A 16,163-nucleotide genomic window follows, 5' to 3' on the forward strand; every position below is an offset into this window, starting at 1 on the left:
TTATGCAAAAGCCACAGCAGAATGCGTTAAGGCTATCTCAGCTTTTGCCAGCATGGGTGCTATCCGAAAAAATGGCACAAAAAAATCGCCGCTCCGCAGGGGAACGACGATTCGAAAATTTAAGCTAAAGCTTAGCCTTCAAGAGCAGCTAAACCATCAGCAGTAACCTTCTTCAAGGTAGCAGCTGACTTAGCCATCAAGTCTTTTTCTTTGTCTGAAAGTGGAACTTCGATAACCTTTTCAATACCCTTAGCGTTGATGATTGCAGGAGTACCGATGAAGATATCGTCCAAACCATATTCACCGTTCAATGGGGCACCAACAGGCAATACGGCGTTTTCGTCACGCAGAACAGCCTTAGTGATCCGCATCAAGCAGGTAGCAACACCATAGAAGGTTGCGCCCTTACGGTTGATGATTTCGTAAGCTTTGTTACGCGTGTCATCTTCGATCTTAGCTAAGTCGTCATCAGAGATGCCGTGTTCCTTAGCAATGGTCTTCAATGGCTTTGAACCGATAGTAGCTTCGTCGTAAGCGGCGAATTCGGAGTCACCATGTTCACCCATGATGTAAGCTTCAACGTTCCGTGGGTCAACATCCAGCTTGTTAGCCAGAGCAACGCGCAGACGAGAAGTGTCCAATGAAGTCCCGGAACCGATAATCTTTTCCTTAGGGAAACCAGAGAACTTCCAAGTAGCGTAAGTTAAAATGTCAACTGGGTTAGCAGCGATGATGAAAATCCCGTCGAAGCCGGAATCAACAACTGGCTTAACAACAGCCTTGATGATCTTAAGGTTCTTGTTAACCAAGTCCAAACGAGTTTCGCCTGGCTTTTGAGCAGCACCGGCGGTAATTACAACAACGTCTGCATCTTTGCAATCGTCGTAGCTACCAGAGTATACGTTCTTAGGTGCGGTGAAGACTTGTGCATCTTCAAGATCAAGAGCGTCTCCTTCAGTCCGTTCCTTAACAACGTCCACAATAGCTAATTCTTCTGCTAATCCTTGGTTTACCATTGAGTAGGCGAATGCTGAACCAACAGCACCGTCCCCAACTAAAACAACTTTTTGATGAGTCTTAGTAGTCAAATTCTTCATCTCCAAATAAGTATTTTGACATCAAGGTACGCAATAATACCCGTGAGTTAGTATACCATGTTAAAAGGATGAAAGCCATTGCGTGAGCCAAAATTTTGTGAAAAATATCATTTATCTTTTCAGTGACTGACCAATTTGTGGAAAAGCACTCGTGAATTTAGCCAAAGAAGTGGGGAAGATGACCAGTGTAAAGTGCTGGTAAATCCCGGTATAGAGATATTTGTATTTGAAATGCTGGTTGATTGTTTGGCTGAGCAAGCCTTACGTGAATAACGCAACCAGCCGCTCGACCAATGTGTTAAGGAATGGCCGGTCTACCGCCGGTGGTAGCGAAAAACTTTCACAAACTCGTTGAAATGGCGTGGTCGTGAATCGTGAAAGCGCCTGAAAATTTTCACATGGAGAACGGGTAAAAACGGTCACACTGGAATTTTGTGCAAGTTAATGAAGGAAAATAAATGTGAAAGTTTACCGAAACGGGAGCGAGGCGGTTGGTGTTTCACCGGACCTAGCGGCAGTGATTGTGCCGGGGCATTTTCGGATGGATGGGCCGGTCACTGAGAGATTGGAGAAAGCAAGGTTAACGGGAGGTGTGGCCACCTTTCGTGAGCGAGCCAATCGACCACTGGGAGTCCCGTCAGGCGGAGAGTGGTAAACCGTTGTGAAGACGGTCAGGATGCGTGAAGTTCAGGGGGGACTATGCTATACTGACAGGTGGTAAATTTAACAAAAAAAGATAACCTGAGCGGCTGAACGGGGAGCAATGGCTCCCGTCCAGCTCTTTTGTCTCTAGCTCGGAATACACAGCTTTAAGGGAGAAAACTTTAAAAATGAAAATGATTGTTGGTTTAGGAAACATTGGTCCCCAGTACGATGGCACCCGGCACAACACCGGCTTTATGGTTGTCGACGCCTTTGCCAAGGAACACGGCATTGACCTGACGACGCGGAAGATGGACGCCAAGTACGGCAGCGGCATGGTTAATGGTGAAAAAGTGTTAGTCGTTAAGCCCACGACGTTCATGAACGAATCTGGCCGGGCCGTTCATCCCATCATGAACTACTTTAAGATCGACGTGGCAGACATCATTGTGGTCCACGACGACATGGATCTGCCACTGGGCCGGATTCGCTTACGGGATCACGGCTCTGCTGGGGGTCATAACGGGATCAAGAGCATCATTGCCCACGTCTCGACCGAAAAATTTGCCCGGTTACGGGTCGGCATTGCCCACCCCGAGCAACACACCGTGGTCGACTATGTCTTGGGTAAATTTACCAAGGACCAACAGCCCCTCTTCAATCAAGCCACCGATAAGGCCGTTGCTGCGTTGGATGACTGGTTAAAGGGAACCGAATTTACTCAGTTGATGAACCTGTACAACTAGGATAGGAAGTTATCGCGTGAATTTAGAAGCATTTATGACGCAGACGACGCAGTTTAAAGACATCAAGCGGACGCTAGCGCCCGGTCAACGCCAACTGGTGACCGGACTCAACGGTTCTGCCGAGACTTTATTCATCGCCAGCCTGCTCCATGATCAACAACGATCGATCGTCTACGTGACGGATACGCTCTATCACGCGGGCCAACTTGTCGATGACCTGGCGAACCTGCTCAGGGACGACGAGTTATTTGAATTTCCAGTAGAAGAGTTATTGGCAGCGGAAGTGGCGACTAGCTCGCCCGAGTACCGGTCATCACGGATCGATGCCTTACGGGCCTTGCAGAGCGACCATCCAGTGGTAATTGTGACGGCACTGTCCGGACTCCGGCGATTCTTACCGGCACCGGCCAACTTTGCGGCGGCCCGGTTTACCGTTAAGGTCGGCGACGACTTTGACCTGGAAGACTTGCAACAACGGTTGTTTGCCATGGGCTATGCCCACCAGAAATTGGTGGCTGGCCCGGGGGACTTCGCCGTGCGGGGGTCCATCGTGGACATTTACCCGTTGGCGGCCGACTATCCGGTTCGGCTGGACTTCTTTGACACCGAGGTCGATTCGCTCCGTTACTTTGACCCAGCGACCCAGCGCAGTATTGAAAATGCTGAGATGGTCGAGGTCTTACCAGCCACCGATTTCATCTTAACGGCGGCGGAACGGACGGCGGGTGCGGCAGCCCTGACGGCGGAACTGACCAAGCAGGCTGGCAAATTGGCTGCGGATGCGGCCACGAATCTGACGGATCAGGTTCAACCGCTGATCGATGGCCTAAAAAAAGGGTCCGTCGATCCCCAGTTAATGGAGTTTGCGGATTATTTATTCCCAGAACACAATCAATTGCTGGACTACTTACCGGCTGATGGATTGGCGTTGTTCGGGGACTATTCGCGGTTACAGGACGCCGAACGGCAATTATTAGAGGATGAAGCCAACTGGGCCACCGATAAGCTGAGTCACCACCAGATCTTTGCGCAGCAAATTTTTGGCGGTGAGCTGCGGCCCATTGTGAAAGAAGACCAGCACGCACAGCTGATGCTAGCCCTGTTCCAGAAGGGGATGGGGAGCTTACGGTTCCAAGCCATCACCAACATCACGACACGCGCCATGCAACAGTTCTTTGGCCAATTGCCCGTGATGAAGACGGAAATCGACCGCTGGCAGAAACAAAAGCAGACGGTCGTGCTCCTGGTTCAAGACGAGGAGCGGCTAGAAAAGATTGAGCAGACGTTGGATGATTTTGAAATCAAGGTCGTCTTGACCAAGTCCGCCAATCTTCAGCCTAATTTGACCCAACTGGTGCCCGAACGGTTACGCACTGGGTTTGAACTGCCCGAGGCCAACCTGGTGATCATCACGGAAGCCGAAATGTTCCAGAAAATCACGAAGAAGCGGGCCCGGCGACAAACCATGGCGAACGCCGAACGGCTGAAGAGTTATACCGACTTGAAGCCCGGCGATTACGTCGTACACGTTAACCACGGGATTGGGAAGTTCATCGGGATGCAGACGCTGACGGTCGATGGGGTCCATCAGGACTACATGACCATTGATTACCAGGACAACGCGCAGTTATTTATCCCGGTTACCCAATTAAACCTGATTCAAAAGTACGTTTCCTCAGAAGACAAGAAGCCCCGCATCAACAAGCTGGGCGGTTCCGAGTGGGCCAAGACCAAGCGAAAAGTCGCGGCTAAAATTGAGGATATCGCGGACGAACTGGTCGACCTCTATGCTAAGCGAGCGGCCGAAAAGGGCTTTGCCTTCCCCGTCGACGACAGTCTGCAGACGGATTTTGAAAACGATTTTCCGTATGCCGAGACGCCTGACCAACTCCGAACCATTGAAGAGGTCAAGCACGACATGGAAAAGCCCCGGCCAATGGACCGGTTATTAGTCGGTGACGTGGGTTACGGGAAGACCGAGGTTGCCTTGCGGGCGGCCTTTAAAGCGGTCGAAGCGGGCAAACAAGTGGCCTTCCTGGTCCCGACGACTATTTTGGCGCAACAACATTACGACACCATGGTCAGTCGATTCGAGGGTTATCCCATTAATGTCGAAATGTTTTCGCGGTTCCGGACGACCAAGCAGATTCACCAGTCCATCAAGGATTTGGAGAGCGGTCAGCTGGATATCGTGGTGGGCACTCACCGGTTGCTTTCCCAGGACGTGAAGTTTAAGAATCTAGGCCTGGTCCTGGTCGATGAGGAACAGCGGTTTGGCGTTAAGCATAAGGAACGGTTGAAGGAATTAAAGGCCAACGTGGACGTCTTAACGCTAACGGCGACCCCCATCCCGCGGACGCTTCACATGTCCATGCTGGGTGTGCGGGACCTCTCAGTAATTGAAACGCCACCAGCCAACCGATTCCCCATTCAGACCTACGTCATGGAACAAAACGCGGGTGCAATTCAGGACGGGATTCGCCGGGAAATGCAACGGGGCGGCCAGGTTTTCTACCTGCACAACCGGGTGGATGACATTGAAAAGACGGTCGGTCAGGTGCAGTCCCTGGTGCCAGAAGCCCGGGTCGGCTACATTCACGGGAAGATGACGGAGGCTCAGCTTGAAGGGGTCCTCTTTGACTTCCTGCGCGGGGAATACGACGTGCTGGTCACGACGACCATCATCGAAACCGGGATTGATATTCCTAACGCCAACACGTTATTCGTCGAAAATGCGGACCGGATGGGTCTGTCACAGCTGTACCAGTTGCGGGGTCGAATCGGCCGGAGCAACCGGGTGGCCTACGCCTACTTCACGTACAAGCCGAACAAGGTTTTGACCGAGGTCAGTGAAAAGCGGTTGGAGGCCATCAAGGACTTCACCGAACTGGGTTCCGGTTTCAAGATTGCGATGCGGGACTTATCCATTCGGGGGGCTGGTAATTTGCTTGGTAAGCAACAACATGGCTTCATCAATTCCGTCGGGTATGACTTATACACGCAAATGTTAAGTGAAGCCGTTGCCAAGAAGCGTGGGAAGCAAACGCAACCGAAGACCGATACGACGGTCGAACTGGGGGTTGAGGCTTACCTGCCAAGCGACTACATCGAAGACGAGCAACAGAAGATTGAAATGTACAAACGGATTCGCCAATTGGAGAATGACGATGAGGTCAGTGAGATTCAAGCGGACCTTATCGACCGGTTTGGGGAATACCCGGACGCCGTCAGCCAACTGCTGACAATCGGTCAGTTAAAATTGGCGGCGGACTTAGCCTTAGTCGATAAGATTCGTCGCGTCAACGGGGATGTCTTTGTCACGATTTCTAAGCGCGGCACCAATATTCTGGGCGGCGAGGATGTCTTCAAGGCTTTGGCAGCCACGGATCTGAAGGCGACGGTCGGGATTACCGATGACCGCCTTCACGTGAAGCTGGTCATCCAACCGAAGATGACGGTCAACGACTGGTTGCCGCAGGTGCAACAGTTTATGGCGGCCCTCAGAGACATTGTGGAAGTCACCACGAAACCCAAGGCGGATGACAAACAACCCAAAGAACAGGCTTAGGACGTCCGTCTTTGGGCAGGAGGAGGAACCATGGGCAAACGCAACGTGAATACGACCTTGCAGGGTGCCCTGATTCTCTCGGTGGCGGCGTTTATTGCGAAGCTACTGAGTGCGGTCTACCGGGTTCCCTTTCAAAACATGGTCGGCAACACCGGGTTCTACGTGTATCAACAGGTTTATCCCCTGTATGGCATTGGCATGACCTTTGCCCTGAGTGGATTACCGGTCTTTATTTCCAAATTAATTGCGGAGGCGCCCGACCTGCCCAGTCAGCAGGCCGTAGCCCGGCAAGTCTATCGCTGGGTGTGGGCGCTGGCACTGGTGCTCTTCGGTGGCCTGATGGTGGGCGCCCCCGACATTGCCCGAGCAATGGGGGATGCCCAACTAGCCCCACTGATTCGGATGGTGGCGTGGATGTTCCTATTAATGCCAGAGCTGTCGGTCGGCCGGGGGTACCACCAGGGACAGTTCCGAATGCTGCCGACCGCGCGCTCACAGGTGGTCGAGCAGCTGGCCCGGGTGGTCGTGATCCTGGTGGCCGCCGGCTGGGCGGTGACCCACGACTGGTCCGTTTATCGGATGGGCATGTGGGCGCTGAGTGGCGGCACGATTGCGGCCGTGGCGGCACTGGTTGTGCTACCGCGGTGGCGGCAACCCGAGGTTCGGACTGGCTGGCGCCTGCCACACTTGGGGCGGCGGTTACTGATCGAGGGGGGGACGCTCTGTCTTCTCACGGCCATGATGGTCCTGCTGCAACTGGTCGATTCATTTACGGTTAAAAATGGTCTGGTGGCCGGTGGGATGGCCGATGCGGCTGCCAAGAGTTTGAAAGGGGTCTACGACCGGGCCCAACCGTTAGTCCAATTGGGCCTGGTGGTGGCGGTGGCCTTTGCCACGTCACTCCTGCCGGCGCTTAGCGAGGCCCAACATCAGCAGCGACCCAAGGCCTTCAAACGCCTGACGACGACCATGATGCGGATTGCTTTGATGATTGCGACGGCGGCGACCGCGGGGCTGATCAGTCTGATGCCGTGGATCAACCGGCTGCTCTTTGGCAATATCACGGGGAGCTGGATGCTGAGCGTCTACATGCTGAGCATCATCCTGGCAACACTGATTCAGACCTACAACAGCGTGTTGCAGAGCCAGAACAGCTATCGGCTAACCGTCATGGCACTGGTCGCCGGTCTGGTGGTCAAGGCTATCGCCAATCACTGGGCCGTGGTCAACTTTGGTGCGAGTGGCGCGAGTTGGCTGACGGTCATTAGTCTGGGCGTGACGTTCCTGGTAATCTGGTACGGCTCGCCCGTCACACTGCGGACCGACATCTGGACGCGCAACTACATTCGTACCCTGCTAGGCTGTACCATCTTGATGGTTGCCGGGGTGAAAGTCGCCGTGGTGGTCCTGGAACGTGGGTGGCCGGTCTTGGCGACGGGACGGTTAGCAGCTGGCGTCGGGCTTCTGATCACCATTCCCATTGGGGTGGCCATCTTCTTGGGCCTGGCGCTCAGTTGGCAGTTACTCAGTGTGCGGGAGTGGTTAGCGATTCCGCACGCAGAAACAGTTTTACGATTATGGCAGAAACTTAGCCAACACGGAGGAAAATAATATGCGATTAGATAAATATTTGAAAGTTTCTCGAATCATCAAGCGGCGGTCAGTGGCTAAGGAAATTGCCGACAAGGGCCGCATCGAAATCAACGGGAAGGTTGCCAAGTCTTCAACTGAGGTGGCCCCTAAGGATGAATTGGTCATTAAGTTTGGGAACAAGACGTTGACCGTCCAAGTCGACGAGCTCTTAGAAACCACGAAGAAGGACGACGCCGAACGAATGTACACCATCGTGAAGGAAGAGTACGCTCAAGATTTTCGGCAAGAATAATTAGCGACCCCAAAGGTGTCAGTTGTGGCGGGTTAAGTTAGGTCGTTCACTTACCAGACAGCTGAGGGGCTCAGCAACGGCGAACGCGATGTTTGTGCGCTTTCTGCGGGTCAATGCCGCCGATTTAAGCGACTAATGTGACGAATGTTTTACAATATGCTTAACTAGCTAGACGTCTAAATTGAAACTTGCTATACTCAAGTTAAACTATTTGGTGAACATGGAGGAGTGAGTGGCATGGCTGACGCGAAACCGACGGCAAAGATTAAGCGGTTAGACAATGACTATACGCGAAAGATTCAGCATCAGCAGGCGGTGCAGCACCATACCCGGTGGCTAGGTCATCGGCGCGTGCGGCGGGCCGCTCGGATCCTAGTGGTCTTCGCAGTCTTCGCAATTATTTTGGGTGTGCAATTGATTCGGACCCACGCGAGTCTGCATCAGGTCAATCAACAGGTGGCAACGAGTGAGCGGACCTTGACCAAGACTAAGGCCAAGAACGCAGACTTGAAGCAAGAGATCAAACAGTTGAACGATAAAGACTATTTGGCCCAGTTGATTCGGTCTAAGTACTACTATTCTAAGTCGGGCGAAACGATTTATAGTTTGCCTGGCGATCATGCTAGCGATGTGACAGCTAAATAATCAGGTGAAATCCGGTGGTTCGCTTTCATGAGGACTGCCGGATTTTTTACTAGTAGCGGAAATCATTCGTGTCACTGACTAATTAGCTTGAAAGTTAATTTAACAGGCTTTGACCGGGGGTAGCAAGTTGGTCAAGGGACTTTATTTTTTTCATGTCAGCGTGTGGGATTGGGAAGAATTGTGTTATACTGAAAGCACTTATTTTAAGGAGGAACTTCTTGTTTATGGCAATCGAGGTTGGAGCTAAAGTTACCGGAAAGGTCTCCGGAATTACGAACTTTGGTGCATTTGTTGATTTAGGTGACCACAAGACCGGACTGGTGCACATTAGTGAAATTTCTGACGGGTACGTTAAGGACATCCATGACGTCTTATCCGTTGGTGACGAAGTAACGGTTAAGGTATTGACCGTGGGCGATGACGGCAAGATTGGTTTGTCGATTCGTAAGGCCACGGATCATCCAGAGTCAGATCGGCCACATCACAGCCACAATGACCATCATGACAGTCATCACGATAATAATCGTGGCGGCAACCATGAGTTCCATGGCAACGGTGGTAATCGTGGCGGGGAAAGCAACGGCCATGGCCGTCGGTTTGAAAATAACGGTCCCCGGCCACATCACAGTTCAGCTAATGGCCGCTTCTCGGGTCATCACTCGGCTAAACATGAAGAAAGCTTCGACGACTTGATGTCAGGGTTCTTGAAGCAAAGTGAGGACCGTTTGGCAACGATTAAACGTAATACTGAAGGCAAGCGGGGCGGTCGTGGTGGCCGGCGTAGCTAAATGTCTTTAATCAGGACCGCATTCGTGCGGCCCTTTTTCTTAACACAGGTAAAGTGAAACGGGGGCAAGGCAGTGACACTGGCAACGGATTTTCAGCAGAATTTTCAAGCACAGGGATGGGCTGATCCCCAGCAACGGGGGCTGGTGGCCGTGTCGACTGGCGTCGATTCCATGGTCCTGCTGAGTCTCCTGCTAGGGTTGCCCGCAGATCAGCGGCCTAGATTGACCGTGGTTCACGTCAACCATCACTTGCGAGAGCAAAGTCAAACGGAGGCCGCCTTCCTGGAGCGCTGGTGTGCGGCGCATCACGTGCCACTGGTCAAGACGGACTGGCCAGCTGACCAGCATCCGGCACACGGGATTGAAGCGGCGGCGCGGCAGTTTCGCTATCGTTTTTTTGCGGAACAGCTGACGCAGCAGGGGGCCGCTTGGGTTGCCACGGCCCATCAAGCCGATGAGCAAGCTGAGACCCTGCTGCTGAAGCTCATTCGGGGCGGTGACCTGACCCAACTGACGGGGATGGCCCCTAGCCGTCCGCTGGCATCGGGACGAGTGATTCATCCGTTGTTGCCATTTACCAAGGCACAGCTGGTGGCGTACGCGCGTCACCAACAGATTCCCTGGTATGAGGATCAGACGAACCAGGAGCTGGTGGCTAGCCGTAACCGGGTGCGTCACGAGATTTTACCGCAACTCAAGCGGGAGAATCCCCAGGTTGTTTCGCATTTGCTGGCGTATGCTGAGCAGTTGCAGGCGACGTTGACGGTGGCGGAACAGGCTTTGACGACGAAGCTTCAGGATATTGTGGTGACGGCTACGCCCCTGACTGGGGATGGCGCCAAGTTGTTAGCCCGGCCGGTGGCGGAGCAGCGATTGTTACTCGGTCGCTTCATTAAGCGAGCGATGCCGGCAGAATCGACTAGTGAGTCGCACATCACTCAGTGTTTACAGCTGTTAGCCAACCCCCAACGGCCAACCGGAACGGTGTCGTTTGCGGGTGGTTGGGCCTTTTATAAAGACTATGAAAGGTTTCAATTTTTACCAATAAAAAATTTACAGCAAAAATCCGTGGAACATTTTAGATTTATGGTAGACTTAAACCAATGGCGGCCAGTTGGTAACGGCTGGCAACTCGGTTGCTTCACGGCAAGCCGCCTTCAGGAACACACTCCCCACACGACCGTGGCGTTGACGGCGGACCAGTTACCGTTGATCGTCCGACCGTGGCAGGCTGATGATCAGGTACGACTCGCAACCGGTCATCATCAATCGGTCCGGCGCGTTTTGATCAACGCAAAGGTGCCCCGCGACCAGCGACCTGGACAACAGGTTTTGGTTACGGCAACGGGAGAACTCCTGGCGGTACTTGGCGTGAAGTGGTCGGTTTGGCCACCACGACCGCACACAAAAAACTATCATATTGTTTGGAAGCATGAATAGGCGAAAGGGGAACAGCATGAATAACGATATTTTGAAGGTCCTATATAGTGAAGAAGACATTGCCGCAGCCTGCAAACGGTTGGGCACCCAACTCTCCGAGGATTACAAAGACAAGACGCCCTTAATTATCTGTGTGTTAAAGGGGGCTATCTTGTTCATGACCGATGTGATTCGCGACATGGATATTTACGCTACCATTGATTTTATCGATGTTTCCAGCTACAACGGGGGCACAGCCTCTTCTGGAACCATCAAGTTACTCAAGGACCTGGATACCGACGTCTCTGGGCGCGATATTTTGTTAGTTGAAGACATTATCGACACTGGACGGACGCTGAAGTACTTGGAAGACCTGTTGAAGGACCGGAATGCCAAGTCTATCAAGGTCTGCACGCTGATGGATAAGCCTAGTGGCCGGGTGGTTGAAGCGAAGGCGGATTACGTTGGATTTAACGTTCCGAGTGAATTCGTGGTTGGCTATGGTTTGGACTACGAAGAAAAGTACCGGAACCTTCCGTACGTGGGTGTTTTGAAGCCCTCAGTTTATTCAGATAAATAATTAGTCAATGATAGTCAATTGTGATAACATCTTATTTAGTAAAAGGGCATGAGTCCTAAATTTCGTTCCTATCTTAATGCTGGGAACTGTGAGTAAGGAGGCACGACATGAATAATCGACGAAATGGGCTGTTTCGTAATAGTCTATTTTACATTGTGATCTTCTTGTTGGTCATTGGTGTTGTTTACCTATTTAACGGTAACAACAACAGCTCACAATCCCAAGAAATCCAATCGAGTCAGTTCGTTAAAGATTTAAATGCGAATAAGATCAAGAACTTCTCCATTCAACCTTCCGGGGGAGTTTACAAGATTACCGGTGAGTATCGGAACGCGCAAAAGCGCTCAACCAATACCGGCTTCAGTCTTGGCGGTTCTCAAAGTACCGCTGTGACGGGCTTCACCACGCAAGTCTTGACGAATAACTCGACGGTTTCCGAGATTGACAAGACCGCCAAGAATCACAACGTAAAGGTCAACACCAAAGCAGAAGAGTCGAGTGGTTTCTGGATTAACTTGTTAGTCTATGCAGCACCACTGGTTATCTTCATCTTCTTCTTCTACATGATGATGGGTCAAGCCGGCCAAGGCGGCGGCAATGGCCGAGTCATGAACTTTGGTAAGAGTAAGGCCAAACCAGCCGATAGCAAAGAGAACAAGGTTCGCTTCGCTGACGTTGCTGGTGAGGAGGAGGAAAAGCAAGAACTTGTCGAAGTTGTTGAGTTCTTGAAGAATCCCCGTAAGTTTGTTTCATTGGGTGCCCGGATACCATCTGGTGTCTTGCTGGAGGGTCCTCCTGGTACTGGTAAGACGTTGCTGGCGAAGGCCGTTGCTGGTGAAGCGGCGGTACCATTCTTCTCGATTTCTGGTTCAGATTTCGTGGAAATGTTCGTCGGTGTCGGGGCTAGTCGTGTGCGGGATCTCTTTGAACAGGCCAAGAAGGCCGCTCCTTCCATCATCTTCATTGATGAAATCGATGCGGTTGGTCGTCAACGGGGTGCCGGCATGGGCGGTGGCCACGATGAACGTGAACAAACGTTGAACCAATTGCTGGTTGAAATGGACGGGTTTACTGGGAGTGAAGGCGTCATCGTGATGGCTGCGACCAACCGTTCTGACGTCTTGGATCCCGCTTTACTGCGGCCAGGTCGTTTTGACCGGAAAATCTTAGTTGGTCGGCCAGACGTTAAGGGTCGTGAAGCGATTCTGAAGGTTCACGCCAAGAACAAGCCATTAGCTAACGACGTTGATTTGAAAGAAATTTCTAAGCAAACCCCTGGCTTTGTCGGGGCCGACTTGGAAAACCTCTTGAACGAAGCTGCCTTATTAGCTGCACGGCGGAATAAGACTCAGATTGACGCTTCTGATTTGGATGAAGCCGAAGACCGAGTTATCGCTGGGCCAGCTAAGAAGGACCGGGTCATCAGTCCTGAAGAACGCAAGACCGTTGCTTACCATGAAGCCGGGCATACTATTGTCGGGTTAGTGTTAAACGATGCGCGAGTCGTTCACAAGGTCACGATTGTCCCTCGTGGTCGTGCCGGCGGGTATGCAATTATGCTCCCACGGGAAGATCAAATGCTGATGTCCAAGAAGGATGCCATGGAACAGATTGCCGGGTTAATGGGTGGTCGGACGGCCGAAGAGTTAATCTTCCACTCCGAATCATCTGGTGCCTCCAATGACTTTGAACAGGCAACGCAAATTGCCCGTTCCATGGTTACCCAGTATGGGATGAGTGACGCCTTGGGGACCGTTGCACTGGAAAGTGCTGGCGGCCAACCATTCGCTGGTGCGGGTTACCCTGGCCAACCAAGTTACTCTGAACACACCGCTAGTTTAATCGATACTGAAGTTCGCCGAATCATCGGAGAGGCCCACGAGACTGCTCGGAAGATTTTGGAAGAACATAAAGCAGAACACAAGATTATTGCGGATGCCTTGCTGAAATACGAAACGCTGGACGAAAAGCAAATTCTCAGCTTGTTTAATACTGGGAAGATGCCTGAAAAGGACAGCAATAACGAATTTCCAAGTGAAAAGGCGGCAACGTTTGAAGAATCTAAGCGCGAATTAGAACGGCGCGAAGCAGAACGACAAGCTTCTACGGAAGCCAAGTTAGCTTCGTCCGCTGCAAGCAGTGAGTCTTCACAGGCTGACTCAGCAGCTAGTTCGGCAGCCGATGATCCAAAGGATACCGACGATTCCGAATAGTCACGTTAGGGGAGCGAGATCACGGATCTCGCTCCTTTTGCTGTCTTCAGAGATAACTAGGGAATGACACCCGAAAAGGCTTCTATTTGCAAAAAATGTGGTTTCTGGTAATGTAGGGCATGATGAATTGAACGAAAGGACGTTTTAAACGTATGGCAGATTATTTAGTAAAAAGCTTAATTGATGATGGGATGTTCCGGGCCTACGTGGTGGATGCCACGGACACGGTCGCCGAAGCCCAACAACGACACGACACCTGGAGCGCCGCAACGGCAGCCTTGGGACGGACGCTGATTGGGACCATGTTGCTCTCAACCTCCCTATTGAAGGGTGAGGAGAGCCTGACGGTGAAGGTCAACGGTCATGGACCAGTTGGTGCCATCGTGGCGGATGGAAATGCTAACGGGACGGTTAAGGGTTACCTGCAGTACCCCCATATCAGTTTACCGTTAAATGAAAAGCACAAAATTGATGTGAAGAAGGCCGTGGGAGTCAACGGGATGTTAACGGTCACGAAAGACCAAGGACTCGGGCAACCTTATACCGGTCAGGTACCGTTGATTTCTGGCGAGTTGGGTGAAGACTTCACCTATTACTTGGCCAAGTCGGAACAGATTCCAAGTGCCGTGGGGGTCTCCGTCTTCGTTCAACCCAACAACACGGTTAAGGTCGCTGGTGGGTTCATGATTCAAACCATGCCAGGTGCTTCCGACGAAGCCATTTCCCGGTTGGAGCAACGCCTAAAGGAAATGCCAATGGTTTCTGAATTACTCTTGGATGGTCAAACCCCCGAAGAGATCCTAAAACTCTTATTCAAGGATGAAAAAATCAAGATTTTGCAGAAGATGCCGGTTAGCTTTAAGTGTGACTGCTCCAAGGACCGTTTTGCCAAGTCTTTGGCATCCATCCAACCCGATGCACTGCAAGAAATGATTGATCAAGATCACGGTGCCGAAGCCGTTTGTCATTTCTGTGGGACGAAGTATGAATACTCCGAGGATGATCTGCGGACGATTCTCGCGCAAGCTCAAGAAAAGTAGGCTGGACCATGACGTGGAAAATCGGTGATGTAGAAATTCCAAATCGCGTTGTGGTAGCGCCCATGGCCGGGGTCACCAACGTGGCCTTTCGCCAAATTTGTAAAGAGTTCGGTGCGGGCCTGGTAGAATGCGAAATGATTTCGGGCCAGGGGATCCATTACCATAATCAGCGCACCCTCCATATGATGGCGGTCGACCCCAGAGAGCACCCGATGAGCATTCAAATCTTTGGGGGCACGCAGGAAACGCTGGTGCAGGCTGCCCAGTATGTGGATCAGGAGACCCCAGCGGATATTATCGATATTAATATGGGGTGCCCGGTCAATAAGGTGGTTAATACGGACGCCGGGGCTAAATGGTTATTGGACCCACAGAAGGTTCACGACATGGTGGCCGCAGTTGTCGCGGCCGTCAAAAAGCCCGTGACGGTAAAAATGCGCACGGGCTGGGATGATCACCATATTCTGGCGGTGGAAAATGCGTTAGCCGCAGAAAGTGCGGGGGCATCGGCGGTCGCCATGCACGGGCGCACTCGGAAGCAGATGTATCAGGGCCAAGCGGATTGGGATATCTTGGCTCAGGTTGCCCAGCACCTGTCAATCCCATTTATGGGGAACGGGGATGTGCGGACACCCCAGGATGCGAAACGCATGTTAGATGAAGTGGGCGCAGACGCCGTGATGATTGGCCGGGCTGTTGAAGGTAATCCGTGGCTGCTACGTCGCGTGAATCATTATTTAGCGACGGGGGAACTTTTACCGGAGCCCACGGCGGCAGAAAAAGTTGCAACGGCGGAAGAACACCTGCATAAGTTATGTGCAGCCAAGGGACCGGAAGAGGGGCCACGAGATTTTCGTAATCAAGTGGCTTACTACCTGAAGGGCATCCCACACGCTGCGCGAACCAAGGTTGCTTTGACAGATGCCACTGATGAAAACGTGATGGTCGACATCTTGGAACAGTTTTTAGCTAAGATGGCAACGCGTCGTCAGCGGACATCTGTTAGGCGTTTTGCTGAGTAGGGATACGAGTATCGGATTAGCTTTAGAGAACTCAGATTAATTTCTGGGTTCTTTTTTGTTTTTCTTGATAAATTCCCTTGACCGAAGTGCAGATAATTGATAAGATATTACCTGTTGCTGATTTGGCAATGCTCATGCATAAATAACAGATTCTTGAATAGTTAATCAGGATTTGAAATTAGTGCTTGACGAGTTAAATCGTAACTGATAGAATAGTTAATGTTGTCAAGACGTGGTAATTGCATTGGATTTAGGCTTCTGGGTATTGAATAAATATTCAGAGAGTTGAAAAAAGATGTTGACACGTTTTAAACGACATGATATACTTTAAAAGTTGTCACGGAGCGATTGCTTCTTATGACAGCTTGGTAGACCTTTGAAAACTGAACATTGTTTCGACAAACCAAATATGTGTAGGGCGGTTTGATACTTGGTATCAAACCCAAACAATATTTGCGAAGTCAATTCGCTTTTATAACAAATAAAGTAACAACAATCGATGAGCTATTCAAGCATCA

12 protein-coding genes are annotated in these 16,163 nt (G+C 51.4%); 11 read left to right on the top strand and 1 reads right to left on the bottom strand.

From position 1 onward, the window contains the following. Window positions 1-131: 131 nt before the first annotated feature. On the bottom strand, window positions 132-1,097 hold the full coding sequence (locus EKM84_RS09395; protein ID WP_125765510.1) for an L-lactate dehydrogenase: 966 nt from the start codon (window positions 1,095-1,097) through the stop codon (window positions 132-134). 830 nt (window positions 1,098-1,927) lie between these two features. Between EKM84_RS09395 and pth the strand changes: the two genes are divergently transcribed. The 11 genes from pth (at window position 1,928) to dusB (ending at window position 15,645) form a co-directional block, all read left to right on the top strand. Next, the gene (pth, locus tag EKM84_RS09400) at window positions 1,928-2,485 is read left to right on the top strand and encodes an aminoacyl-tRNA hydrolase (RefSeq protein WP_125765511.1); all 558 of its coding nucleotides are present in this window, start codon (window positions 1,928-1,930) and stop codon (window positions 2,483-2,485) included. Window positions 2,486-2,501: 16 nt separating this feature from the next. Beyond that, window positions 2,502-6,053, top strand: coding sequence for a transcription-repair coupling factor (mfd, locus tag EKM84_RS09405; RefSeq protein WP_125765512.1), 3,552 nt, complete (start codon window positions 2,502-2,504; stop codon window positions 6,051-6,053). Between the two features lie 30 nt (window positions 6,054-6,083). After that, on the top strand, window positions 6,084-7,664 hold the full coding sequence (locus EKM84_RS09410) for a polysaccharide biosynthesis protein (RefSeq protein WP_125765513.1): 1,581 nt from the start codon (window positions 6,084-6,086) through the stop codon (window positions 7,662-7,664). Between the two features lies 1 nt (window position 7,665). Then, window positions 7,666-7,938 carry an RNA-binding S4 domain-containing protein gene (locus EKM84_RS09415; RefSeq protein WP_125584007.1) on the top strand — a complete coding sequence of 91 codons (273 nt, stop codon included), beginning with the start codon at window positions 7,666-7,668 and terminating at the stop codon, window positions 7,936-7,938. 237 nt (window positions 7,939-8,175) lie between these two features. After that, the gene (locus EKM84_RS09420) at window positions 8,176-8,583 is read left to right on the top strand and encodes an FtsB family cell division protein (protein WP_125765514.1); all 408 of its coding nucleotides are present in this window, start codon (window positions 8,176-8,178) and stop codon (window positions 8,581-8,583) included. A 224-nt stretch (window positions 8,584-8,807) separates the two neighbouring features. Beyond that, window positions 8,808-9,371, top strand: a complete 564-nt coding sequence (locus EKM84_RS09425; protein WP_125765515.1) for a S1 domain-containing RNA-binding protein — start codon at window positions 8,808-8,810, stop codon at window positions 9,369-9,371. A gap of 72 nt (window positions 9,372-9,443) precedes the next feature. Then, window positions 9,444-10,811 carry a tRNA lysidine(34) synthetase TilS gene (tilS, locus tag EKM84_RS09430; RefSeq protein WP_125765516.1) on the top strand — a complete coding sequence of 456 codons (1,368 nt, stop codon included), beginning with the start codon at window positions 9,444-9,446 and terminating at the stop codon, window positions 10,809-10,811. A gap of 16 nt (window positions 10,812-10,827) precedes the next feature. Beyond that, the gene (hpt, locus tag EKM84_RS09435) at window positions 10,828-11,370 is read left to right on the top strand and encodes a hypoxanthine phosphoribosyltransferase (RefSeq protein WP_125765517.1); all 543 of its coding nucleotides are present in this window, start codon (window positions 10,828-10,830) and stop codon (window positions 11,368-11,370) included. 107 nt (window positions 11,371-11,477) lie between these two features. Continuing rightward, complete coding sequence (ftsH, locus tag EKM84_RS09440; RefSeq protein WP_125765518.1) at window positions 11,478-13,583, top strand: ATP-dependent zinc metalloprotease FtsH; 2,106 nt, start codon at window positions 11,478-11,480, stop codon at window positions 13,581-13,583. A 152-nt stretch (window positions 13,584-13,735) separates the two neighbouring features. Continuing rightward, window positions 13,736-14,623, top strand: a complete 888-nt coding sequence (gene hslO / locus EKM84_RS09445; protein WP_125765519.1) for an Hsp33 family molecular chaperone HslO — start codon at window positions 13,736-13,738, stop codon at window positions 14,621-14,623. Between the two features lie 8 nt (window positions 14,624-14,631). Further along, window positions 14,632-15,645, top strand: a complete 1,014-nt coding sequence (dusB, locus tag EKM84_RS09450; RefSeq protein ID WP_125765520.1) for a tRNA dihydrouridine synthase DusB — start codon at window positions 14,632-14,634, stop codon at window positions 15,643-15,645. Window positions 15,646-16,163 lie beyond the last annotated feature (518 nt).

The organism is Levilactobacillus mulengensis, assembly GCF_003946045.1.
GTDB classification, from domain to species: Bacteria; Bacillota; Bacilli; order Lactobacillales; family Lactobacillaceae; genus Levilactobacillus; species Levilactobacillus mulengensis.